This window comes from Streptomyces sp. NPDC001668 (genome assembly GCF_042893155.1).
Taxonomy (GTDB): Bacteria; Actinomycetota; Actinomycetes; order Streptomycetales; family Streptomycetaceae; genus Streptomyces.
This window is the reverse complement of sequence record NZ_JBIAUQ010000004.1, coordinates 578,632-599,721: the sequence shown is the minus strand read 5'-3', so window position 1 is coordinate 599,721 and position 21,090 is coordinate 578,632. Positions and strand designations below refer to the sequence as shown.

General features: G+C 72.6%; 24 protein-coding genes and 1 pseudogene. 11 read left to right on the top strand and 14 right to left on the bottom strand.

The features are described 5' to 3' along the window. Position 1: 1 nt before the first annotated feature. Both ACFYZ8_RS16050 and ACFYZ8_RS16045 read right to left on the bottom strand, forming a co-directional pair. Positions 2–1,108, bottom strand: a complete 1,107-nt coding sequence (locus tag ACFYZ8_RS16050) for an NAD(P)-dependent alcohol dehydrogenase (protein ID WP_359029298.1) — start codon at positions 1,106–1,108, stop codon at positions 2–4. A gap of 23 nt (positions 1,109–1,131) precedes the next feature. Then, on the bottom strand, positions 1,132–2,586 hold the full coding sequence (locus tag ACFYZ8_RS16045; RefSeq protein WP_388533046.1) for an aldehyde dehydrogenase family protein: 1,455 nt from the start codon (positions 2,584–2,586) through the stop codon (positions 1,132–1,134). A gap of 103 nt (positions 2,587–2,689) precedes the next feature. Here ACFYZ8_RS16045 and ACFYZ8_RS16040 point away from each other — a divergent pair, with 103 nt between their 5' ends. Next, positions 2,690–3,127 (top strand): MarR family winged helix-turn-helix transcriptional regulator, encoded by a 438-nt coding sequence (locus ACFYZ8_RS16040; protein WP_388533043.1) that lies wholly within the window; start codon positions 2,690–2,692, stop codon positions 3,125–3,127. Between the two features lie 169 nt (positions 3,128–3,296). Further along, positions 3,297–3,677, top strand: a complete 381-nt coding sequence (locus ACFYZ8_RS16035; RefSeq protein WP_359029301.1) for an anti-sigma factor antagonist — start codon at positions 3,297–3,299, stop codon at positions 3,675–3,677. On the opposite strand, the gene ACFYZ8_RS16030 is transcribed toward ACFYZ8_RS16035, so the two are convergent. Continuing rightward, entirely contained in the window at positions 3,672–4,631 is a 960-nt protein-coding gene (locus ACFYZ8_RS16030) for a ribose-phosphate diphosphokinase (RefSeq protein ID WP_388533041.1), read from the bottom strand. The two genes, ACFYZ8_RS16035 and ACFYZ8_RS16030, sit on opposite strands and share 6 nt — an antisense overlap. Before the next feature lie 219 nt (positions 4,632–4,850). On the opposite strand from ACFYZ8_RS16030, the gene otr(A) reads away from it, so the two are divergent. Further along, positions 4,851–6,695, top strand: coding sequence for a tetracycline resistance ribosomal protection protein Otr(A) (otr(A), locus tag ACFYZ8_RS16025; protein ID WP_388533039.1), 1,845 nt, complete (start codon positions 4,851–4,853; stop codon positions 6,693–6,695). A gap of 6 nt (positions 6,696–6,701) precedes the next feature. Here the strand turns inward: otr(A) and ACFYZ8_RS16020 are convergent, their stop codons facing one another. Further along, positions 6,702–7,895, bottom strand: coding sequence for a cytochrome P450 (locus ACFYZ8_RS16020; RefSeq protein WP_388533036.1), 1,194 nt, complete (start codon positions 7,893–7,895; stop codon positions 6,702–6,704). A 152-nt stretch (positions 7,896–8,047) separates the two neighbouring features. Here ACFYZ8_RS16020 and ACFYZ8_RS16015 point away from each other — a divergent pair, with 152 nt between their 5' ends. Then, entirely contained in the window at positions 8,048–8,710 is a 663-nt protein-coding gene (locus ACFYZ8_RS16015) for a DUF4230 domain-containing protein (protein ID WP_388533034.1), read from the top strand. On the opposite strand, the gene ACFYZ8_RS16010 is transcribed toward ACFYZ8_RS16015, so the two are convergent. The 6 genes from ACFYZ8_RS16010 to ACFYZ8_RS15985 are packed head-to-tail and all read right to left on the bottom strand — an operon-like array spanning position 8,711 to position 12,439. Further along, complete coding sequence (locus ACFYZ8_RS16010) at positions 8,711–10,471, bottom strand: complex I subunit 5 family protein (RefSeq protein WP_388533031.1); 1,761 nt, start codon at positions 10,469–10,471, stop codon at positions 8,711–8,713. It lies immediately after the preceding gene. Then, positions 10,471–10,818 (bottom strand): sodium:proton antiporter, encoded by a 348-nt coding sequence (locus tag ACFYZ8_RS16005; RefSeq protein ID WP_359029388.1) that lies wholly within the window; start codon positions 10,816–10,818, stop codon positions 10,471–10,473. Before ACFYZ8_RS16005 ends, ACFYZ8_RS16010 begins: the two co-directional genes overlap by 1 nt. Beyond that, on the bottom strand, positions 10,818–11,558 hold the full coding sequence (locus tag ACFYZ8_RS16000) for an MnhB domain-containing protein (RefSeq protein WP_388533028.1): 741 nt from the start codon (positions 11,556–11,558) through the stop codon (positions 10,818–10,820). Before ACFYZ8_RS16000 ends, ACFYZ8_RS16005 begins: the two co-directional genes overlap by 1 nt. Further along, complete coding sequence (locus tag ACFYZ8_RS15995; RefSeq protein WP_359029308.1) at positions 11,555–11,815, bottom strand: hydrogenase subunit MbhD domain-containing protein; 261 nt, start codon at positions 11,813–11,815, stop codon at positions 11,555–11,557. Before ACFYZ8_RS15995 ends, ACFYZ8_RS16000 begins: the two co-directional genes overlap by 4 nt. Further along, positions 11,808–12,260, bottom strand: a complete 453-nt coding sequence (locus ACFYZ8_RS15990) for a monovalent cation/H+ antiporter complex subunit F (RefSeq protein WP_388533025.1) — start codon at positions 12,258–12,260, stop codon at positions 11,808–11,810. The genes ACFYZ8_RS15995 and ACFYZ8_RS15990 overlap by 8 nt, the downstream gene beginning before the upstream one ends. Next, positions 12,257–12,439, bottom strand: coding sequence for a hypothetical protein (locus ACFYZ8_RS15985; RefSeq protein WP_359029310.1), 183 nt, complete (start codon positions 12,437–12,439; stop codon positions 12,257–12,259). Before ACFYZ8_RS15985 ends, ACFYZ8_RS15990 begins: the two co-directional genes overlap by 4 nt. A 217-nt stretch (positions 12,440–12,656) precedes the next feature. Here ACFYZ8_RS15985 and ACFYZ8_RS15980 point away from each other — a divergent pair, with 217 nt between their 5' ends. Both ACFYZ8_RS15980 and ACFYZ8_RS15975 read left to right on the top strand, forming a co-directional pair. Then, on the top strand, positions 12,657–13,205 hold the full coding sequence (locus tag ACFYZ8_RS15980; protein WP_359029311.1) for a VanZ family protein: 549 nt from the start codon (positions 12,657–12,659) through the stop codon (positions 13,203–13,205). 53 nt (positions 13,206–13,258) lie between these two features. Further along, a pseudogene (locus ACFYZ8_RS15975) lies at positions 13,259–13,708 on the top strand (ricin-type beta-trefoil lectin domain protein); the annotation flags it as partial. Here ACFYZ8_RS15975 and ACFYZ8_RS15970 read toward each other — a convergent pair. Next, positions 13,689–13,925, bottom strand: coding sequence for a hypothetical protein (locus ACFYZ8_RS15970; protein WP_030323045.1), 237 nt, complete (start codon positions 13,923–13,925; stop codon positions 13,689–13,691). The pseudogene ACFYZ8_RS15975 and the gene ACFYZ8_RS15970 overlap by 20 nt on opposite strands. Positions 13,926–14,001: 76 nt before the next feature. Beyond that, positions 14,002–14,811: an SDR family oxidoreductase gene (locus ACFYZ8_RS15965; RefSeq protein ID WP_359029312.1), complete on the bottom strand. Its 810-nt coding sequence runs from the start codon at positions 14,809–14,811 to the stop codon at positions 14,002–14,004. 165 nt (positions 14,812–14,976) lie between these two features. Between ACFYZ8_RS15965 and ACFYZ8_RS15960 the strand changes: the two genes are divergently transcribed. The 4 genes from ACFYZ8_RS15960 (at position 14,977) to ACFYZ8_RS15945 (ending at position 19,163) form a co-directional block, all read left to right on the top strand. Then, a complete protein-coding gene (locus tag ACFYZ8_RS15960; protein ID WP_388533022.1) occupies positions 14,977–16,014 on the top strand; it encodes a PHP domain-containing protein in 1,038 nt (345 codons plus the stop codon). Between the two features lie 38 nt (positions 16,015–16,052). Beyond that, positions 16,053–16,709 (top strand): HAD family hydrolase, encoded by a 657-nt coding sequence (locus tag ACFYZ8_RS15955; protein WP_388533020.1) that lies wholly within the window; start codon positions 16,053–16,055, stop codon positions 16,707–16,709. Positions 16,710–16,738: 29 nt separating this feature from the next. Next, a complete protein-coding gene (locus ACFYZ8_RS15950) occupies positions 16,739–17,908 on the top strand; it encodes an aromatic acid exporter family protein (RefSeq protein ID WP_388533768.1) in 1,170 nt (389 codons plus the stop codon). A gap of 295 nt (positions 17,909–18,203) precedes the next feature. Beyond that, positions 18,204–19,163: an SDR family NAD(P)-dependent oxidoreductase gene (locus ACFYZ8_RS15945; RefSeq protein WP_388533017.1), complete on the top strand. Its 960-nt coding sequence runs from the start codon at positions 18,204–18,206 to the stop codon at positions 19,161–19,163. Here the strand turns inward: ACFYZ8_RS15945 and ACFYZ8_RS15940 are convergent. Then, positions 19,078–19,776 carry a M15 family metallopeptidase gene (locus tag ACFYZ8_RS15940; protein ID WP_388533765.1) on the bottom strand — a complete coding sequence of 233 codons (699 nt, stop codon included), beginning with the start codon at positions 19,774–19,776 and terminating at the stop codon, positions 19,078–19,080. The two genes, ACFYZ8_RS15945 and ACFYZ8_RS15940, sit on opposite strands and share 86 nt — an antisense overlap. A 19-nt stretch (positions 19,777–19,795) precedes the next feature. On the opposite strand from ACFYZ8_RS15940, the gene ACFYZ8_RS15935 reads away from it, so the two are divergent. Next, positions 19,796–20,824 (top strand): SDR family oxidoreductase, encoded by a 1,029-nt coding sequence (locus ACFYZ8_RS15935; protein ID WP_388533014.1) that lies wholly within the window; start codon positions 19,796–19,798, stop codon positions 20,822–20,824. 19 nt (positions 20,825–20,843) lie between these two features. Here ACFYZ8_RS15935 and ACFYZ8_RS15930 read toward each other — a convergent pair whose 3' ends face one another. Continuing rightward, positions 20,844–21,086 carry a hypothetical protein gene (locus ACFYZ8_RS15930; protein ID WP_359029317.1) on the bottom strand — a complete coding sequence of 81 codons (243 nt, stop codon included), beginning with the start codon at positions 21,084–21,086 and terminating at the stop codon, positions 20,844–20,846. Positions 21,087–21,090: the final 4 nt, after the last annotated feature.

The following is a 21,090-nucleotide window of genomic DNA, read 5'->3' as shown; positions in this document are numbered from 1 at the left end:
CTCAGAACGTCAGCACGGGCTTGATCGCCTTGCCCGCGCCCATGTCCCGCACCGCCTGGTCGATGTCCGCGAACGGATAGGTACTGATCAGGCGGTGCAGCGGGAGCCGTCCCTCCTTCACCAGACGGACCAGGGCGGGGATGAAGCTCTGCGTCTCCGCGTCACCGAGGGTCAGCCCGACGACCCGCTTGCCGCCGAGAAGGCCGTTGACGTCGAGGGAGACCTCGGTGCCGAACGGCGGGGCTCCGACGACGACCAGCGTGCCGCGGGCGCCGAGCGCGTCGACGCCCTGGCGCAGCACACCCACGTTGCCCGTGGTCTCCACGATGCCGTCCGCGCCCTGCCCGCCGGTGATCCCGGCGAGCGCCTCCCCGAGGTCCTCCTCGCCGGCGTTCACCGTGTGGGTGGCGCCCAACTCCTTGGCCAGGGCGAGGCGTTCGCCGACCCGGTCGACGGCGACGATCGTCGTGGCCGGGGTGAGGGCGGCGGCCATGACCGCGGACAGGCCCACGGCTCCGGCGCCGAGGACGACGACCGTGGCACCGGTGACGGGCTTCAGTACGTTCCACACGGCGCCGACGCCGGTCTGCACACCGCAGCCGAGCGGGGCGATCGACTCCAGCGGCACGTCGGGGTCGACCTTGACGAGGCTGCGTTCGTCGACCAGGGCGTGCTCGGCGAAGGAGGACTGGCCGAAGAAGTGCCCGCCGAGCGGCTCGCCGTCCCGGCTGATGGTGCTGGTGCCGTCGGCCCGGCGGCCGCCGAGGAGGTTCAGCGGCAGCCAGGTGGCGCAGTAGGCGGGGTGGCCGCCGTCGCAGTTGCGGCAGTCGCCGCAGGAGGTGAAGGACAGCACGACATGGTCGCCGGGAGCCACTCCGGTGACGGCCGAGCCGACCGCCTCGACGACTCCCGCGCCCTCGTGGCCGAGGACGCCGGGCAGCGGGAAGGGCAGGCCGCCGCTCGCCACACCGAGGTCGGTGTGGCACAGGCCGGTGGCGACCATGCGGACGAGCGCCTCGCGGGGGCCCGGCTCGTCGAGGGTGACGTCGGAGAGGGTGAAGGGTGCGCCGCCGGACTCGACGACCGCGGCACGGGTGGTGAGGGACATCGCAGGGACTCCTTGGAAGGTGCTCAGTCGAGCGAGACGACGACGGACTTGACCTTGGTGTAGGCGTCGAGCGCCTCGGGGCCGTACTCGCGGCCGTAGCCGGAGTCCTTGACCCCGCCGAAGGGCATCGCGGGGTCGAGCATCGCCCAGTCGTTGATCCAGACGACGCCGGCCTGGAGGCGGTCGGCGATCCGGTGGGCGCGGGCGAGGTTGGTCGTCTGGACACCCGAAGCCAGGCCGTAGGGCGTGGAGTTGGCGAGGGCGACGGCCTCGTCCTCGGTGTCGAAGGGCTGCACGGTCAGGACCGGTCCGAAGACCTCCTCCTGCACGACCCGGGAGTCGTTGGAGAGGTCGGCGATCACCGTGGGCTTGTAGTAGAAGCCGCCGTCCAGGTCGAGGCGCTCACCGCCGCAGACGATGCGGCCGCCCTCCTTGCGGGCCAGGTCGACGTACTCCTCGACCTTCTTCAGGTGCTTGTCCCCCGCCATCGGGCCGACGACGGTCCCGGGGTCGCGCGGGTCGCCGACCGGCACGCCGGGCACGGCGTCGGCGAGGATGCCGAGCAGGGTGCTGTAGACCGAGCGGGCCACGAGCAGGCGGGGGCCGCCCATGCAGAACTGGCCGGTGTTGAAGACGAACGCCTTGATGATCGCGCCGACCGCCTTCTCCAGGTCGGCGTCCTCGAAGACGATGTTGGCCGCGTTGCCGCCGAGTTCCATGGTGACGGGCTTGAGGGCCTCGCCGGCGGTGGCGGCCACGTGCCGGCCGGTCGCGGTGGAGCCGGTGAAGGCGACCTTGTCGATGCCGCGGTGGCGCAGCAGGGCCTCGCCGGCCACCGGCCCGGTGCCGGTGACGACGTTGACCACGCCGTCCGGGACGCCTGCCTTCTGGAACAGCGCGGCCATGTAGAGGGCGCTGAGCGGGGTCTCGTCGGCCGGCTTGTGCACGACCGTGTTCCCGGCGGCCAGCGCGGGGCCGATCTTGGAACCGGCGAGGATCAGCGGGAAGTTGAAGGGGCTGATCGCGGCGACCACGCCGAGCGGCTCGCGCTTGGTGTAGGCGAGGGCGTTCATGGGCGTGTTCCGGACGGAGCCGTCCAGCGAGTGGGCCCGGGCCGCGAAGTACTCGTAGTCGTTGGCCGCGTTGGTCACGTCCACCGCGTGGCACAGCGAGATCGGCTTGCCGACGTCGAGACTCTCCAGCTGGGCGAGTTCGTCGGCGTTCTCGCGGATCAGCTCGGCGACCCGGTGCAGGATCCGGCCCCGCTCGCGCCCGCTGAGCCCGGACCAGGTGCCGCCGTCGAAGGCCTCCCGGGCGGCGCGGACGGCCGCGTCCACGTCGGCCGCGCCGGCCTCGGCGACGGTGGTGACGACCACACCCCGGGACGGGTCGACCACCTCGGTGCGCGTGCCGTCGGCGGCCTCACGCCACTGGCCGCCCACAAACAGCCGTCCGGGTTCGATCTCGATGGGGGACATCGCCGCTCCTCAGCTTCGTCGCCAAGATTTCAACCAACAGGATTCCTGTTGGTTCGCAGTCTCTTTACAGACAGGTTTCCTGTCAATGCTCTAGCCTGAACCCATGCTCGACACACAGGTGACCAAGGCGCCCCCGTCGCTCCTCTACATGGTGAAACAGGTGGAGCTCGTCGTCCGTTCCCATCTGGACGAGCTGGTCAAGCCGTCCGGGATCACCGCGCTGCAGTACACGGCCCTCACCGTGCTGGAGCGGCACGACGGACTGTCGGCGGCGCAGCTGGCCCGGGACTCGTTCGTCACCGCCCAGTCGATCGCCGATCTCGTGCGCTCCCTGGAGACCCGCGGGCTGGTGCGGCGGGAGCGCAATCCGAAGAACCGCCGCGAGCTGCTGATCCTGCTGACCGAGGAGGGCCGCGAGCTGCTCGCGCGGCACGAGGGTCCCGTGCGGGAGCTGGAGGAGCGGATGGTCAGGGACCTCACCGCGCACCAGACCGAGCAGTTCCGTCAAGCGCTGACCACGGCCTGGCACGCCTTGTCATGAGCCGGGCGCGAGCCCCGCGCGAACCGGTTGCGAACCGGCGGTCGCAATTCGGAGACATATGTCAATCGAACATGCTCAAATTCACTCCATCGAGGGTAACTTGCAGGGCGGGGAAAGGAATTGCGCGCATCCCACGCCCCCCAAGGAGCTGGTTGGAGGCGACGTCGTCGTGCAGCAGGAACCCGCGCCGCCGTCCCGGCATCTGCGCGTCCGCGAGGACCGCGGTCACACGGTCCTGGAGTTCCGCGGGGAGATCGACATCGCCGCGGCCGAGGAGCTCCTCCCCCATCTGGACCGCGTCACGCGACGTCCCGGCGCGCGGCTGGTCATCGATCTCAGTGGCGTGGAGTTCTTCGACTGCTCCGGTCTGCGCCTGCTGTACCGGGCCCGCTCGCGCGTCCTGGACAACAACGGCAGCCTGCTCCTGGTCTGCACGCACCCGCTCACCCTGCGCATCATCCGGGTGACCGGGCTGGCCCGGCTGCTGCCCCCGCTGCCGTCGCTGGAAGCGGCCCTGGGCCAGCCGGAGACCACGTCCGAGACGTTATGACACATCACCCGGGGCCGCGTCGAACAGGGCGCTGACGGACTCACCGTTGTGAATGCGCCGCACCGCCTCGGCGAGCGCGGGGGCGATGGACAGGATCCGCAGCTTGTCGGTGCGTTCCTCGTCGGGGACCGGCACGGTGTTGGTGCACACGATCTCCAGCACGTCGGGCTGCTCGCCGATCCGCTTCAGCGCCCCGTCCGCGAACAACCCGTGCGTGCACGCGACCCGGATGGAGCGCGGGCCCAGATCCCGCAGTCGGTCGAGGAGTTCCAGAACCGTACTGCCCTTGGCGATCTCGTCGTCCAGCACGATGACATCCCGGTCGGCGACCTCGCCGATGACATCGCTGATGCTGACCCGGTCGTCGGCGAACCGCTGCTTGGCGCCCGCGGCCACCTGCGCGCCTATCAGCCGGGCGAAGGCGGCCGCCTCCTTGGCGTTGCCGAGGTCCGGGGAGACGACGGTGGTGCGGGTCAGGTCGTACTGCCGGAAGTGCGCGGCCAGCTCACGCAGCGCGTGCAGATGGTCGACGGGCACCGAGAAGAACCCGTGGACCTGCGGGGAGTGCAGGGTCATGGCGAGGACGCGGCTCGCGCCCGCCGACACCATCAGGTCGGCGACGAGGCGGCCGCCCAGGGAGATGCGGGGCGCGTCCTTCTTGTCGGAGCGCGCGTAGGAGTAGTGCGGCATGACGACGCTGATCCGGCGCGCCGAGGCACCGCGGGCCGCGTCGCACATCAGCAGCAGCTCCACCAGGTGCTCCTGGACCGGCCTGACCAGCGGCTGGATGAGGAAGACGTCCCGCTCCCGGCAGTTCGCCTGGAGCTGCACCTCCAGGCAGTCGTTGGCGAACCGGCTGACCCGGGTGGGGCTGAGCGGCACCCCCAGTTGCGCGCAGACCTCCGCCGCCAGCTCGGGGTGGGCGCTACCGCTGAACACGGCGATGTCTCGCACGGGCCTGCTCCTCAGATGATCATCTCGGGCTGCCGGGCTCATGCTACTGGTCCACGCACCGGCCGCCCGGCCGCCGATATTCGGTTGCGGTCCCCCTGAGGAGGGGCGACATCATGGCGATGTCCGAGCCCTCTCACGTCAGGATCCCTCGCATGCGCCGACTCCTCGAATCGACCCAGCGCCCCCTTCGGCCCACGGTTCTCGAGGACTCGACCCCGTATGCACACCCTGAACATCGGAATTCTGGCCCACGTCGACGCCGGTAAGACCAGCCTCACCGAGCGTCTGCTGTTCGACCACGGCGCGATCGACCGGCTCGGCGGCGTCGACACGGGTGACACCCGCACGGACGACGGCGCGATCGAACGGCAGCGCGGTATCACCATCCGCTCCGCGGTCGCCTCGTTCACCGTCGGTGACACCCGGATCAACCTCATCGACACCCCCGGGCACTCCGACTTCATCGCCGAGGTCGAGCGCGCCCTGGAGGTCCTCGACGGTGCGGTGCTGCTGCTGTCCGCCGTGGAGGGTGTCCAGGCGCAGACCCGTGTGCTGATGCGGACCCTGCGCGGGCTGCGGCTGCCCACGCTGGTCTTCGTCAACAAGATCGACCGGGCGGGCGCCCGCGACACGGGCCTGCTGGCGGACATCCGGCGCAGGCTCACGCCGTCCATGGCCCCGCTCACGGAGGTGACGGGCATCGGCACGTCCGGTGCCGCGGTGGCCGCCCTGCCCGAGGACAGCCGGCTTGCCGAGGCTCTCGCCGAGGTCGACCACGACATCCTGGCGGCGGTCGTGGACGGTCCCGGGCCCACCCCGGACGACCTCCACAAGGCCCTGGCCGCCCGCACGGCGGACGGCTCCTTCCACCCGGTGTTCTTCGGCTCCGCCCTCGGCGGCCAGGGCATCCCCGACCTCGTGAACGGGATGGTCCGGCTGCTCCCCCGCCCTGCCGTGACGCCCACGGGTGCTCCGCGCGGGACGGTCTTCGCGGTCCGGCCCGGGTCCGGCGGCGAGCGCACCGCATATCTGCGGCTGTACGGCGGTGAGGTGACGGAACGTCAGCGCCTCACCTTTCTCAGGCGTGAGGCGGACGGCGCGACCAGCAGGGTGTCCGGGCGGGTCACCCACCTCGGCGAGCCGCTCACCGCGGGGGGCATCGCCGCGTTGACGTTCTCCCGCGCCCTGCGCGTGGGCGACCGCCTCGGCGAACTCACCGACAGCGCACCGCGGTTCGCTCCCCCGACCCTGGAGACCCTGGTCACCGCCCGTCATCAGGGACAGGCGGCCCGGCTGCGCTCGGCGCTGCTCGCCCTCGCCGACCGGGATCCCCTGATCCACGCCCGCCCCACGACCGGAGGCGCCACCACCCTCCTCCTCTACGGCGAGGTCCAGATGGAGGTGCTCGCGGCGACCCTCGTCCAGGAGTTCGGCGTTGAGGCGGACTTCGAACCGGCCCGGGTCCGGTATCTGGAGCGTCCGCGCGGTACCGGGGAAGCCGGCGAAGGGAATCCGTGGCATCTCGGGACCCGTTACTGGGCGACGGTCGGGCTGCGCGTCGAGCCGGGCGAGCGTGGTTCCGGCGGGGTGTTCGCGTACGAGACCGAACTCGGCGCGCTCCCCCGGGCGTTCCATCAGGCCATCGAGGAGACGGTCCGTGCGAGCATGCGTTCCGGACTGACCGGCGCGACCGTGACGGACTACCGGGTCACTCTGATCCGCTCCGGTTTCGCGGCACCGCTCAGCACCGCCGCCGACTTCCGGGGACTCACGCCGATCGTGCTGCGCCGGGCCCTGGTGCGGGCCGGAACACGGCTGTTCGAGCCGTGCCACGCGTTCGAGGCGGAGATCCCCCTCGACGCGCTGGCTCCGGTGACCGCGCAACTGGCTTCAGCGGGGGCGGAGTTCACGGGCACGACCGGAGGCACCACCGCATGGCTGATCACCGGGGAACTCCCGGCCCGGCGGGTGCGCGAGGTCGAACTGCGGCTGCCCGGGCTCACACACGGTGAGGGGGTGTGGTGGTCCAGGCCCTCGGGCGACCGGGAACTCAAGCCCCACTAGGAGTGCTCACCAGGACACCGGCAGCCGCCGCGGCCCCCGGGTCATCTGTCCCTCCCGCCACGCGATCGTCTCCGGCGTGAACTCGGCCCGCAGGCCCGGGAACCGGACCGCCAGCCGGTGCAGGGCCAGGCCCAGTTCCAGGCGGGCCAGCCACGCGCCCAGGCAGTGGTGGGGGCCGGCGCCGAAGACCACGCTCGGTGTCGTCAGCGGGGCGAACAGGTCGGTCTCCTCGGGCCGCGGGAAGACGTCCGGGTCCCTGTTCGCCGCGTTGGTCTGGACGGCGACCACCGCCCCGGCCGGAATCGTCACTCCGCCGACCTCGGCCTCCTCGACCGCCCGGCGGATCAGGCCGGGCAGCACCCGGCCCTCGCTCAGCGGGATCGTCCGCAGCAGCTGTTCGACGGCGGTCTCGGCGGCCTCCTGGCTCTCGGCGAGACCGGGCCAGGCGTGGCGCCCGTCGGTGAGGAGGTGAACGACGATGTTGCCGAGGGCCGTCATCGTCGTCTCGTGTCCGGCGACGACCAGGCCGAGGACCAGGACGACCAGGCGCGGCTCCTCGATCCCGAGGCCGTCGCCCGCGACGACCAGGGCGCTCACCAGGTCCTCGCCCGGCTCCTTGCGCCGCTCGGCGACCAGTTCCGCGCAGAACTGGCCGAACTCCCGCATGGCCGTGCCGACCTCCTCGGCGGTGTGGGCGCCGCCGGACAGGGCGTGGTCGGCCCAGTCGCGGATGCGCTCCCAGTCGGCGTGTTCCAGCCCCATCAGCCGGGAGATCACCGAGACCGGCAGGCGGCGGGTGAACGCCTCGACGATGTCGGCGGGCTGCGGCTGCCGGGCCAGGTCGTCGAGGAGGGTCTCCACCACGGAGGCGGTCCAGGGCCGCCAGCGGGCGACGGCGCGCGGGGTGAAGGCCCGCTGGACCGTGCCCCGCAGCAGTTGGTGAGGCGGTCCGTCCTGGTTGAGGAGGCCGTCCGGGGAGTCCAGCAGGTTCGGCACCAGGAGCAGCGGCGGGGCGTCCTCGTCCCGGAGCGACTTCCTGTCGAAGCGGGGGTCCATGAGCACCTGGCGCACGTCGGAGTAGCGGGTGACGAGCCAGACCGGGGTGCCGGTGGCCAGGCTGGTGAGCCGTGGCGGGCCGTTCTCGGGCAGGGGGATGCGGTGCATGGGACGAAGGGTCCGGGCCGTACTGTCTGTGCTCATCCGGGTCTCCAGACACGCCGGTACGCAGAGTTCTCCACGCTAGTGCGCCCCGCTGTGTCCCGGCAGTGTCCCAATCGGCCAACAAGACGGCACGGCAGGGCTTTTGGGGGTCATCCCTGGGCATCCGTGCATCTAGGAAGGAGGGCCGTCGCATGACGACTCCCATCAGGCGCGTGTCCAGGCGCATGCCCGGCTGGGCGAAGGTACTGACCGCCGTCGTGGTGGTGCTCGTGGTGTTCTTCGCCGGGATCCGGTTCAGTGTGCTCCCCGGCCTCAAGGACCTGTTCGGCACCGAGACCCACGACCGTTCGGGTCCCGCACTTCTGGAGTCCATCCAGGACATCAGCCGTTACGACGCGGCCTCCGGCAATTTCCAGGTCGTCGTGGACCTGGAGAAGGACACCAAGTTCCTGCCCGACGCGATCCGCGGCTCCCGCACCCTGTACGTGGGGGCGGGCGCCGTCGACGCCTATGTCGACCTCGGCAAGGTCGCCAAGAACGACGTGACGGTCAACGAGGACCGCACGGCCGCCACGCTCCATCTGCCGCACGCCCGGCTGGGCAAGGCCACGCTGGACGCCGACCGCTCCTACGCCGTCTCCAAGCAGCGCGGTCTGCTCGACCGGCTCGGCGACTTCTTCTCCGACAACCCCAACAGCGAACAGGCCGTGCAGAAGCTCGCGGTGAAGCACATCACCGAGGCGGCGAAGGAGAGCGAGCTGACCAAGCGGGCCGAGACCAACACCACCACCATGCTCAAGGGGTTGCTGGGTTCGCTCGGCTTCAAGAAGGTCGAGGTCACCTACGGCAGCTGATCAGCCGCCGAGCATGCCCGGCAGGGTGAGGGCACCGAGCACGGTGGTGCCGACCAGGATCCACGCCACGTAGTCGCCGACGTGCCCGGACTGCAGGCGCCGCAGCGGCAGCGCCCGGTCCGGTGCGGCGAAGGGCTGCGGGCGGGTGACGGCGAGGAGGGCGAGGGCCCCGGCCAGCAGGGTCGAGACCAGGCCCAGCAGGATGCCGGCCGGGGTCCAGTGGACGGAGGTGAACACGCCCGCCGATCCGGTCTCGTTGACCGAGCGGGCGACCACCTTCGCGAAACCGGGGGCCACGCCGACGGTGAGGGATGCGGCGAGCAGCAGGGCGGGCACCGCGGTCATGGTGTCCGGGATCCGGCTGAGCCGGTGCCGGGTCTCGGGCCGCTCCCCGGAGCCGGTGGTCTCATATCCGGAACCGCTCTCGGGTCTGGGGCCGAGACCCAGGAACACCCGGGCGGCGACCCGCAGCACCGCAGCCGCGGTGACCGCGCTCGCCGCCACATAGAGCACGGTGAGCGGGCCGCCCACGGCCTCCTCGGTGACGGACTTGCCGAGTGCCGTGCCGAAGGGCGGCAGACCCGCGAGACCGAGCGCGCCGAGGACGAACAGCACGGCGACACCCTTCAGTTCCCGTGCCCTGCCGTGCAGGGCGTGCTCGTCGACGCTGCCGTAGCGGTCGAGGAGGATGCCGGTGCAGGCGAACAGGGCCGCCTTCACTCCCGCGTGGCCGAGGACGTACAGGGCGATCCCGTCGTCGGCCTCGGGCTTCAGGACGCCGATGCCGATGAGGAAGAGCCCGGTGTGGGCGACCGTCGAGTAGGCGAGGAGCCGTTTGATGTGCCGCTGGTACCAGCACATCACCGTGCCGATCACGGCCGTCAGCGCGCCCAGCGCCACGAGGGCCCGCTGGAACTCCGGGGCCGGGACGCCTCCGGGTCCGGAGAAGACGGTGCCGTAGACGCGCCAGACGCCGAAGGTGCCGAGTTCGACCATGACGCCCGACAGCAGCATGCACACGGGGGTGGGGGCGACGGCGTGCGCGTCGGGCAGCCAGAAGTGGAAGGGGACGGCGGCCGCCTTGATCAGCAGTCCGGTCATGATCAGGACGAACGCGGCGAGGACCAGGGCGTCGGGGCGGCCGTGCGCGTCGAGGCCGCGCCCGATCCGGTGCATGCCCAGCTCAGCGGTGCGCGCGTACAGCAGTCCGATGCCCATGAGCATGGCGTAGGCGCCGAGCGAGGTGACGACCGCGAAGGTCAGCGCGCCCTGGACGGCCCTGGCCTCCTCGACCCGGTGGCCGGTGAGGGCGTACGCCACGACGCTCATCAGCTCGAACCACACGAACGCGTTGAACAGGTCGCCCGCGATCGCGAACCCGCACATGCCGCCCTGGAACAGCAGCAGAAGCGCGGGGAAGGACCCGGCGTGGCCGCTGGGCGGCTCGTCGAAGTAGTGCCAGGAGTACGCCAGTGCCGACAGGGTGAGCAGGGAGGCGAGCGCCGCCATGCCGAGGCCGGGTCCGTCGCCGAGCAGGACGATGCCCACGCTCCGTCCGTCCACGGGCGTCCAGCCGCCGGCCCATTCCAGGTAGGGCGGGGAGGAGTGCAGCAGGAGGACGAGCGCGAGGGCGGCCGTGCCCGCCGAGACCGCGCAGCCGACGGTCTCGGCGACGGGCCGGGGCACCAGGCGGCCGCCCGCGACCAGCAGGGCGGCGCCGAGCAGCGGTACGGCCACCAGCAGGGGCAGCAGGTCGCCCATCAGCCGCGCAGCTCGGAGAGTTCGTCGGGGTCGACGGTGCCGTGCCGTTTGGAGATCTGCACGACGAGGGCGAGCAGCAGGGCGGTGACGGTGGCGCCGACCACGACGTCGGTCAGCGTCAGGGCCTGCACGACCGGGTCGACGACCGGGCGCGAGCCGGGCTTCAGGTCGGAGAAGACGGGGGCCGTGGCGCCGTCGCGGTAGCCGACGGCCAGCAGCAGGACGTAGGTGCCGGCCTGGCACACGGACAGGCAGCCGACGGCGTGGATCAGGTCGCGGCTGGTGGCGAGGCCGTAGCAGCCGGCCAGGAAGACCCAGCCGGCGACCAGATAGGGAAAGACATCCATCACTTCCCGTTCCCCTCCTCGATCTCGACGGTCTGGTCCAGGAAGCGGGCGAGCAGGACGACGACCGCGCAGGCGACCTCCATGCCGACGGCCGCGTTCAGCAGGGGCACGGTGCCCGCGGAGGACAGGGTGTTGAAGGTGCCGTACGGCAGCACGGTGTTGGCGAGGAAGGCCGTACCGCCGATCAGTCCCGCGAGGCCGGTGACGACGTAGGCGGAGGTGGCGATCGCGTCGCCGGTCTCGTACAGGGCGACCGGCCGGACGCGTTCCAGGGCCCGGTAGTCGGCGCCCAGGTAGAGCAGGTGCAGGGAGGTCGCGGCGACGACCCCGCCCTGGAAGCCGCCGCCGGGGCTGAGCTGGCCGTGGGCGATCACGTAGAGGCCGGTGAGCAGGGCGACGGGGAGGACGAGGAGGGCGTAGCGGCGGACCGGGCGGGCCACCTTCTCGGCGGCCGCGTGGTCGCGGTGTTCCTCGCGGGTCTGCCGCAGCAGGATCAGGCAGCCGATGACGGCGGCGAAGAGGATGGTCATCTCGCCGAGGGTGTCGAAGGCCCGCTGGTCGAAGTTGACGGAGGCGATGGTGTTGGCGGTGCGCCGGGCCAGGGAGGCGTGGACGGCGCGGTCGCCGTAGGGGTGGTGGTCGCCGCCGAAGGCGGGCAGGTCGAGGGCGGCCGCCACGAAGAGCGCGGCGAGGCCCGCGCCGCCCACCGCCAGGAGCCACAACCGGGCGCGCCTGCTCACCGGCGGTGCCCTTCCTTCTTCCCGCGCCGCCTGACCTTGTGGACGGCGAGCAGCAGCAACAGCGGGGTGAGGGCGGAGCCCACGGCCAGCTGGGAGAGGGCGACGTCCGGTGCCTGGAGCACGGTGAACAGGACGGCGAGGACCACACCGAGCACGGACAGGACCAGGGCCTGGCGGACGGGGTCACGGGTGGCCACCGCCGCTGTCGCGGAGAGGGCGACCAGGAGCAGGGCGACGACGATCACCGCGTCAGCCACGGCCGGCCTCCGGGAATCCGCCGGACAGGGCGCGTGAGGCGATGATGTTCCCGCCGATCAGCAGGGCTCCGACGACCAGGAGCTTGGCCATCGCCCTGCCCGGTCCGGTGGCCACGCACAGCGCGGGGACGACCACCGCGCCCACGGCGGCGGCCGCGTAGGTCAGGCCCCAGGCGCGCGGCGGGTCCTTTGCCACTTCGTCGGCGAGCAGACGGGCGAAGACGAGTGTGCCGACCGGGCCCAGCAGGGCGAGCACCAGGGCGAGATCGACGTAGGACGGACGGTCGTAGCCCTGGGCGAGCAGCAGGAGGGCGGGGCAGGCGAACGCGGTGCACAGGTTCTGTGCCACGACCCGGCGCCTGAGCGGGCCGGTGGCGACGCCCCACACGGTGGCGCCCACTCCCCCGCCGAGGACGAGGGTGGCCACCAGGATCCAGCCGTTCACCGTCCGGTCACCGCCCGTCGGGCGGCCCGGGCGGCGAGTGCGCCGAGGGCGGCGACGGCCGCGCCGACCACGAGTTCCAGGGTGTCCACGGTGCTGATGAGCACGAGCCAGAGCAGGGCGAGCGCGGTCCACCAGGCGAGGAGTTCGGCCGCGGCGAGGAGCGGCGGACGCCCGTCCATGCGCGACCTCCTCGGGGCCTCGACCGGCTGACATGTGCGTCGCGCGCCATCCAAACACCGTCGCGGGGGCGTGCGGTGGCGACGCGCGCGGTCCTCAGCCCGGAGTGCCCCGACCGTACGAAGGGAAACCGGGGGCCTGTCGGGGCGCGCGGGCATTCTCGGGTCGTTCAGGGGTAATCGCCTTTCGACACGGGGAAGTTGCAGAGTGGAGGATCTGATGGCCTGGGCGCCCTCACGTTCGCGAGCGGGGTCAGACACCGGCACCGCCAAGACCGAGCGCGCGGTGAAGCCCGCCCGCCCGCGGCGCGATCCGGTCTCGCTCGTCGTCCGTTTCGTGGCGATGGTGTTCGCCTTCGCGTTCATGGTGGCGTTCGCCGTGGTCCTGGCCCGGCTCACCCTCGAACCGTCGCCCGCGTCGGTGGACCTGACCCACACCAACCTGCACCCCGGCGCTTCCCTCAAGGCCTATCTGGACCAGCCCGAGATGCGGGACGCGGTCAAGCAGATCGGCGGGAACATCCTGCTGGGCGTGCCGTTCGGGATCCTGGTGCCGATCGTGGCGCCCAGGACCCGCGGCCTGCTGCGGATCCTGCTGCTGACGGCCGTCGTGATGCTGCTGGTCGAGTTCGCGCAGGGCGCCCTGGTGGAGGGTCGGGCCTTCGACATCGACGACGTCATCCTGAACACGTCCGGCGCCCTGATCGGCTATCTGCTGCTGGGGCGGCGGCTGAGCCGGGCCGTGCACAAGCCCAGGAACAAGTCGTAGGGAGTCAGGACCGCCCTCGCGGAGCCGCCCGCCGTCACCGCTGCCGCAGCGGCGGTGAGGGCATGTGGCCCGCGTTCTGGATGCTCGGCACGCCCGTCAACTGGCCGGACTCGGGCGAGATCGACGTCATGGAGAACGTCGGCTTCGAGCCCTCGACCGTGCGCGGCACGATCCACGTTGGCCCGGCGACCCGGACGGGCAAGTGCGTGGACGTCGCCGGGGCGAATTCCGCGAACGGGACGTCAAGTGCCTGGACGTGACGGGCGGGCGGCACCGCGGACGGAACGGCGGTCCAGCTCTACGACTGCAACGGCTCCGGGGCCCAGCGGTGGACCGTCACCGGCGCACGCGACATCGTCAACCCGCAGGCCGGCAAGTGCCTCGACGCGACCGGCAACAGCTCCGCCGACGGCACCCGGCTGCGGCTGTGGACCTGCGCGGGCGGTGCCGGCCAGAAGGGGACGGCCGGCTGGGCCGGGCGGGTCAGTGCCGGGTCCAGGTGAACTTGTCGCCGCCCACCCAGCGGACCACGTCCGGGTCGTCCAGGTCGTGGACCGTGATGCCGAAGGCGGCGGCCGCCTCCAGCACGTCGGTGACGGTCCTCGCCTCGCCGACCACCTCTCCGTCGATCTCCACGATCCGGAACGGCGGTGTGGTCGGCTGGACCCCGAGCACGATGATCCGCGGGTTGGCGATGTGCGGGCTGGCGATTTCGGTCATGGAACGAGCGTAGAACGCATCCCCCGGGACGGAGAGGCGGGCGTGTCCACGCCGTCGCCGGAACGGGTGCGCAGGCTCAGGGGCGGCGCCACTCGTCGTCGCCGAGGTGCGAGCCGGCCTGCGGGCCCATGCGGAGCATCCCGCCGTCGACGCTCCACGACGCGCCGGTGACGTAGGTGGCCTCGGGGCCGGCGAGGAAGGCGATCACGGCGGCGACCTCGCGGGCGTCACCCGGGCGGCCGAGCGGGACGCCGGGACGCTCCTCGGTGTGCACGTCGGTGTCCTCCTGGCCCGTCATCGGGGTGGCGATCTCGCCGGGCGCGACCGCGTTGACGGTGATGCCGTGCTCGGCGAGTTCCAGGGCCATGACCTGGGTCAGCAGTCCGAGGCCGCCCTTGGCCGCGCAGTAGGGGGCCGCGCCGACCCGGGGCTGGTGCTCGTGCACGGAGGTCACGTTGACGATCCGGCCGCCGGAGCCCTGCCGGATCATGTGCCGGGCGGCCCGCTGACCGCACAGGAAGGGGCCGAGCAGGTCGACGTCCAGGACCTCGCGGACGGTGTCGAGCTCCAGGTCGAGGAAGGGTGTCATGGTGCCGGTGCCCGCGTTGTTGACCAGGACGTCGAGGCGGCCGAGCCGGTCGCACAGCTCGTCGACGGTGTCGGCGGCGGCGGGCAGCCGGGTGAGGTCCGTCCGAGCCACGGCCGCCCGCTGCCCGAGGGCACGGACCTCCTCGGCGGTCCCCTCGGCGCCCTTCAGGTCGCTGTGCCAGGTGATGCCGATGTCCATGCCCGCCCGGGCCAGCCGGACGGCGGTGGCCCTGCCGATGCCGGAGTCGGCTCCGGTGATCACGGCCACCTTGGTGCGGGGTGCGGTGGGGGCGGACATCCGGGCCTCCTCGGGGGCGTGGGGTCGTCGGGGGCGGGGGTCGTCGGGGGGCGTGGGGTTGTCGGGGACGACGAGGCATCGCAGTACCCGGCGGGGTACGGCACAAACCGCCCGCCCGTCGTGCGGGCCCCGTGGGCGTGGGGAACTCTGGAGGAGGAGGTGGCCATGGATCCCGTCGAGGCCCTGGAACGGATCGCCTTCCTGCTGGAGCGCTCCCTGGCACCGACGTACCGCGTCCGTGCCTTCCGTACGGCGGCCCGGGTGCTGTCCGGACTGCCGTCGGACGAGGTGCGCGAGCGGGCGGAGGCCGGATCGCTGGAGTCGCTCAAGGGGGTCGGCCCGAAGACGGCCCAGGTGGTGCGCGAGGCGCTGGCCGGAGGGGTGCCCGGCTATCTGGACAAGCTGGAGGCGGAGTCCACGGCGCCGCGGACCGGGGGCGGTCAGAAGCTGCGGGCGCTGCTGCGCGGCGACTGCCATCTGCACTCCGACTGGTCGGACGGCGGCAGCCCGATCGAGGAGATGGGCCGGACCGCGGCGGAGCTCGGCCACGAGTGGGCGGTGCTGACCGACCACTCGCCGCGGCTGACCGTGGCCCGGGGTCTTTCCCCTGAGCGGCTGCGGGAGCAGCTGGACGTGGTGGCGGCCCTCAACGAGACCTGGGCGCCGTTCCGGCTGCTCACCGGTATCGAGTGCGACATCCTCGACGACGGCTCACTGGACCAGGAACCCGAACTCCTGGAACGCCTCGACGTGGTGGTCGTGTCCGTGCACTCCAAGCTGCGCATGGACGCCCGCTCGATGACCCGGCGCATGGTGGCGGCCGTACGGAATCCGCACGCGGACGTCCTCGGGCACTGCACGGGGCGGCTGGTGACCGGGCGCGGACGGCCGGAGTCGGAGTTCGACGCGGACGAGGTGTTCGCCGCGTGCGCCGAATCGGGCACGGCCGTGGAGATCAACAGCCGCCCCGAGCGCCTGGACCCGCCGCGCCGGCTGCTGCGCAAGGCGGTCGAGGCGGGTGCGCTGTTCTCGGTCGACACCGACGCGCACGCTCCCGGCCAGCTCGACTGGCAGGTCCTCGGGTGCGCGCGGGCCGAGGAGTGCGGGGTGCCGGCCGAGCGGATCGTGACCACGTGGGGCCTCGAGGAGTTGCTGGCCTGGTCCCGGGAAGGGCGGGTACCGGCCCGAGTGGCGGGCGCCTGAGGTGGTACTCGTGCGATCCGACAGGAAAGGAGCGGTTCATGGAACGGGCGGCAGTGTTCGACGTCGACGGCACCCTCGTCGACACCAACCACCTGCATGTGACGACCTGGTGGGAGGCGCTGCGGCAGGCGGGCCACCGGGTGCCGATGCACGCCGTCCACCGGGCCATCGGACTCGGCTCCGACGACCTCGTCGCCCATCTGCTGGGCGACGACCGCGACAAGGACCAGGACGCCGAACTCAGCGCCGCTCACAAGGCCCTGTACGGGCAGTACTTCGACCGGCTGCCCGCCCTCCAGGACGCGGGCCGGCTGCTGCGGCACCTCGACCACGCGGGCTGGCGGGTCGTGCTCGCCACCTCCGCGGGCGGGGCGGAACTGTCCGCGCTGCGCCGGGCCATCGACGCGGACGACGCGATCATGGCCACCGCGAGCGCCGACGACGTCGAGGAGGGCAAGCCCGCCCCCGAGCCCGTCGAGCACGCGCTGGAGCTGGCCGGGGTGCCCGCCGAGCGCGCGGTCCTCGTCGGCGACACCGTTTGGGACATGCAGGCCGGCAGCCGGGCGGGCGTGCGCTGCGTCGGTGTCCTGTGCGGCGGCATCCCCCGCGCCGACCTGGAGAAGGCGGGCGCGCAGGCGATCTACGACGATCCGGCCCATCTGCTGGCCTCCCTTGCGGACAGTCCCCTGGCATGACGTGCCGGACGGCACGGAACCCACAGATGATGACTGGAGTGACAGAAACGCTGCGCCGACAGCCCCGCCCGACGCACGCCCTGCGACAGGAGGCCAGCGCCGTCGGCCGGGCCGTCCGCGCCGCCTGGCGTGGGCCGGGGCGGGAGCGCGACCTGCTCGTGCAGTCGCTCAAGGCCTCGGCCGCGGCGATCCTGGCCTGGCTCGTGGCGGGCGTGTGGATGGGCGATCCGATGGCCCTGATGGCGCCGTGGGTGGCGGTGGTGCTGGTGCAGGCCACCGTGTACAGCTCGCTGATGCAGGCCGCGCGGCAGCTGGCGGCGATCTGCTGCGGGGCCGTGCTCGCGTCGCTGGCACTGGCCGCCACCGGGAGCACGCTGGGCGCCGTCGCCCTGTCCGTGCCGCTGCTGGTGCTCCTGGCGAACTGGCCGCGCTTCGGCGACCAGGGCATCTACGGCGCCACCACCGCGCTGTTCACCCTCGCCACCAGCTCCGCCGAGGCGTCCGCCGTGGGCCACCGGGTGGGCCAGGCGGCGCTCGGCGCGGTGATCGGGCTCGCGGTGAACGCGTTCGTGTTCCCGCCGATCCATCTGCGGGACGTACGGGAGAACCTCGCGGCGCTGGCCCGGGAGGCGGGCGACACCCTGCACACCGTGGCCGGTGACCTGCGGGACGGCGAGTGGGACACCCATGGCTGGTCGCGTGCCTCGGCCCGGCTGGAGCGGCGGCTCGAGGCGCTGCGCTCCGCCCGCGGCTGGAGCCGGGAGAGCCTGCGGCTGACCGCCGCCCCGTTGCGTGCCGTACGACGGCCTCCCGGGGGGCTTCCGCCGGAACAGGACGACGAGCGCTGGAGCCGGGTCACCGGGCACATCCGCGCGCTCACCCGGACCCTGGCCGTGGCCGCCGACGACGACCGCGCCCCCGCCCCGCCCGCCGGGGCCGTCCTCGACTCGTACGCCGATCTCCTCCAGCTGATCGGCGACGCCTGCCACGCGGAGAGCGAGCGGCTGCTCGCGGTCGGCGGGGAGGGCCGCCCGGACGACCACGCCGAGTCGGCTATGCGGGAGCTGCGCGGGCAGCTCCAGGACGGGCTGCGGGAGCACGCCGGGCAGGGCGCCGACGGCACGACCGTGCTGGGGACCCTGCTGCTGCAGGCCGAGAACCTGTGGAGCGAGACCGTTCCGGCAGGTCGGCACGGGTGACGCAGCTCACCTCCGATGGGCCCCGCTGACGGAACACCACAGCGTGGTTGCCCGTTGAACAGACCGTGGGTATGGATGGGACAGTGTCCCCGGGCCTCACCTTTTGCCCACAGGGACGATCGTTCGGCTGAAGCCCTGTGGAGCCTTTCGCCGAGAGGCGACCGCCATCCATACCCACCGCTTGACCGCCCCGACCGTGATTCCCCCGTCCGGTCGGGGCTTCCTCTTGTCCGGGCCCGGCGCGTCGCCGACGCGGCTTGACTTCGAGAGCACTCCAATTCGTAGCGTTCCCGTCATGAGCACTGCACAGCACAAGATCGGTTCGGGGTTCGGCGCCCACAGCACGGCCGACGACGTCCTCGCGGGCGTCGACCTCTCCGGCAAGCTCGCGATCGTCACCGGCGGCTACTCGGGGCTCGGTCTGGAGACCACCCGGGCCCTCACGAAGGCGGGCGCCCAGGTGGTCGTCCCGGCCCGGCGTCCCGACACCGCCTGGAAGGCCCTGGCCGGCCTGGAGGGCGTGGAGCTGGACGAGCTCGACCTCGGGGACCTGGACAGCGTGCGCGCCTTCGCCGAGCGGTTCCTGGAGTCGGGCCGCACGGTCGACTTCGTCATCGACAGCGCCGGGATCATGGCCTGCCCGGAGACCCGGGTCGGGCCGGGCTGGGAGGCGCAGTTCGCGACGAACCACCTCGGGCACTTCGCACTGGTCAACCGCTTGTGGCCGGCCATCGAGCCGGGCGGCGCCCGGGTGGTCTCGGTGTCCTCGCGCGCCCACCACTTCTCCGGGATGCGCTGGGACGACGTCCACTGGCGGACCGGCTACGACAAGTGGCAGGCCTACGGCCAGGCGAAGACCGCGAACGTCCTGTTCGCCGTCCACCTCGACAAGCTCGGCGCCGACCGCGGTGTGCGGGCCTTCTCGCTCCACCCGGGCGGCATCCTCACCCCGCTGCAGCGCCACCTCCCCAAGGCGGAGATGGTCGAGCGCGGCTGGATCGACGAGCAGGGCAACGCCCTCAACCCCTCCGGTTTCAAGAGCCCGGAGCAGGGCGCGGCCACGCAGGTGTGGGCGGCGACCTCGCCCCAGCTGGCCGGCCTGGGCGGCGTCTACCTGGAGGACTGCGACATCGCCGAGCCCGCGGTCGACGGCGACCAGAGCGGCGGCGTCAGGGCCTGGGCGACCGACCCGGAGCAGGCGGAGCGGCTGTGGACGCTGTCGGCGGAGCTGACGGGCGTGAACGCGTTCGCGTGAGCCGGCGGCTCCAGCGGCCCTGGAGCTCCTTCGAGCCGTACAGCGCGGCCGGTGCCCCCGTCTGCAGAGCCCAGTACCGGTCGCCGTAGGACCAGTGCCACCACTCGGTCGGGTAGTTGACCAGGCCCGCCGTGCTGAGCGCGTCGCCCAGCACGGCCCGGTTGGCCTTCGCCTCCTCGGTGATGTCGGCGGCGCCCGTGTAGCAGGCGCCGTCGCTCTCCTCCGGGTTGGCGTTCATCGCGGTGCCCAGGTCCAGTTCGCGGCCGTCGGCGTCGGCGAGGGTCAGGTCGACGGCCGCGCCGCGGGGAGACGTGGCGTCCGGCACCGGTGCGGATCCGTTCGGCGACCAGTCGGGGTGGAGGGCGCGCAGTTCGTCGGCGTACTTCACGGAACAGTGCCGCTGGAGCGCGGGCGGCCGGTATGCCTCCACGAAGAGCAGGCGCAGGCCGTCGGGCAGCAGGTCCTGTGCCCGCAGCAGCCGGTCGAGGACGCCCTGGCGCAGATAACCTCGGCGCCCGTGCTTGCGGTCGTCGACGAGTACCCGGCCGCGGACCCTGCCCCGCACCGCGTGCGCGGCCCGAGGCCGGGTACTCGGGGGGTTCCCCCGCCCCAGCGGCCCGAAGGAGCCGAAGGTGAGCACTTCAACCGGCAGCAGGATCGTGGTCACGGGCGCCACCGGCAACGTGGGAACCAGCGTGGTGCGCCTTCTCTCGGAGGATCCGGAGGTCGGCTCCGTACGGGGCCTGGCCCGGCGGATCCCGGACTGGTCGCCCGCGAAGACGGAGTGGTCCGCGGTCGACCTGGCGTCGGAGCGGTCCGATCTCGCCGAGGAGTTCGCGGGCGCCGACGCGGTGATCCATCTGGCCTGGGCGTTCCAGCCGACGCACGACCCGGCGACGACCTGGCGCACCAACGTGCTCGGCTCGATCCGGGTGTTCGAGGCGGTGGCGGCGGCCAAGGTGCCGACGCTGGTGCACGCCTCGTCCGTGGGCGCCTACTCCCCCGGCCCCAAGGAGCACGCGGTGGACGAGTCGTGGCCGACGCACGGCTGGCCGGACGCCGCGTACTGCCGGGAGAAGGCGTATCTGGAGCGCGCCCTGGACACCTTCGAGCGCGACCACCCCGCCGTCCGGGTCGTACGGATGCGTCCGGCGTTCCTGTTCAAGCGGGAGTCGGCGAGCGAGCAGCGCCGTATCTTCGGCGGGCGGTTCCTGCCGGGCCAGCTGGCCCGGCCCGAGCTGCTGCCCTTCCTGCCCGACGTCCCCGGACTGCGGGTGCAGGCGCTGCACACCGACGACGCCGCCCGGGCCTACCGGCTCGCCGTCCACTCGGACGTGCGGGGCGCCTTCAATCTGGCGGGCGAGCCGCCGGTGGACGCCGAGCTGCTGGCCGGGATGCTCGACGCCCGGCCGGTACGGCTGCCGCGCACCGCGGCCCGCTCGGCGATCGCGGCCGCGTGGGGCCTGCATCTGCTGCCCGCGTCCCCGCATCTGTTCGACGCGGTTCTGCGGCTTCCCCTGATGGACTGCACCCGTGCGCGTACGGAACTCGGCTGGCACCCGGAGCACACGGCGGCCGAGGTCCTGGAGGAGTTCCTGCGCGGGATGCAGCAGGGCGCGGGGGCGCGGACGGAGCCGATGAAGGGCCGCAAGGTGGGCTGACCGGCCCTGGCCCCAGGCGTCAGCCGGAGGACTCCTCGGCTCCCGGGTGCTCGGGGTGCACGGTGTCCGACCGCTCCGCCCCCTGCCGTCCGGTGCCCGCCTCGTCGGTGTCGGGCACGTCCTCGGGTGCGTCGGTACCGGGCTCCTCGTCCGGGACGGTGGCGACCTCCCAGGGGTCCTCGCCCTCGCCCGCCTGCTGGTCCGGCAGATCCCGGGGCACGGGGTCACCGTTCTCGCCCGGTCCTTCGTTGCGGTGGTCCACGGCG

What these genes read in the sequence shown, in the direction of transcription:
- ACFYZ8_RS16015 (WP_388533034.1), top strand. Translation starts at nt 8,048, where the DNA reads ATGACGACTCCCATCAGGCGCGTGTCCAGGCGCATGCCCGGCTGGGCG.
- ACFYZ8_RS16045 (WP_388533046.1), bottom strand. Translation starts at nt 2,586, where the DNA reads ATGTCCCCCATCGAGATCGAACCCGGACGGCTGTTTGTGGGCGGCCAG.
- ACFYZ8_RS15960 (WP_388533022.1), top strand. Translation starts at nt 14,977, where the DNA reads ATGGATCCCGTCGAGGCCCTGGAACGGATCGCCTTCCTGCTGGAGCGC.
- ACFYZ8_RS15985 (WP_359029310.1), bottom strand. Translation starts at nt 12,439, where the DNA reads ATGGACGGGCGTCCGCCGCTCCTCGCCGCGGCCGAACTCCTCGCCTGG.
- ACFYZ8_RS15970 (WP_030323045.1), bottom strand. Translation starts at nt 13,925, where the DNA reads ATGACCGAAATCGCCAGCCCGCACATCGCCAACCCGCGGATCATCGTG.
- ACFYZ8_RS15965 (WP_359029312.1), bottom strand. Translation starts at nt 14,811, where the DNA reads ATGTCCGCCCCCACCGCACCCCGCACCAAGGTGGCCGTGATCACCGGA.
- ACFYZ8_RS15980 (WP_359029311.1), top strand. Translation starts at nt 12,657, where the DNA reads ATGGCCTGGGCGCCCTCACGTTCGCGAGCGGGGTCAGACACCGGCACC.
- ACFYZ8_RS16010 (WP_388533031.1), bottom strand. Translation starts at nt 10,471, where the DNA reads ATGGGCGACCTGCTGCCCCTGCTGGTGGCCGTACCGCTGCTCGGCGCC.
- ACFYZ8_RS15955 (WP_388533020.1), top strand. Translation starts at nt 16,053, where the DNA reads ATGGAACGGGCGGCAGTGTTCGACGTCGACGGCACCCTCGTCGACACC.
- ACFYZ8_RS15950 (WP_388533768.1), top strand. Translation starts at nt 16,739, where the DNA reads ATGACTGGAGTGACAGAAACGCTGCGCCGACAGCCCCGCCCGACGCAC.
- ACFYZ8_RS16050 (WP_359029298.1), bottom strand. Translation starts at nt 1,108, where the DNA reads ATGTCCCTCACCACCCGTGCCGCGGTCGTCGAGTCCGGCGGCGCACCC.
- ACFYZ8_RS16005 (WP_359029388.1), bottom strand. Translation starts at nt 10,818, where the DNA reads ATGGATGTCTTTCCCTATCTGGTCGCCGGCTGGGTCTTCCTGGCCGGC.
- ACFYZ8_RS15945 (WP_388533017.1), top strand. Translation starts at nt 18,204, where the DNA reads ATGAGCACTGCACAGCACAAGATCGGTTCGGGGTTCGGCGCCCACAGC.
- ACFYZ8_RS16020 (WP_388533036.1), bottom strand. Translation starts at nt 7,895, where the DNA reads ATGAGCACAGACAGTACGGCCCGGACCCTTCGTCCCATGCACCGCATC.
- ACFYZ8_RS16040 (WP_388533043.1), top strand. Translation starts at nt 2,690, where the DNA reads ATGCTCGACACACAGGTGACCAAGGCGCCCCCGTCGCTCCTCTACATG.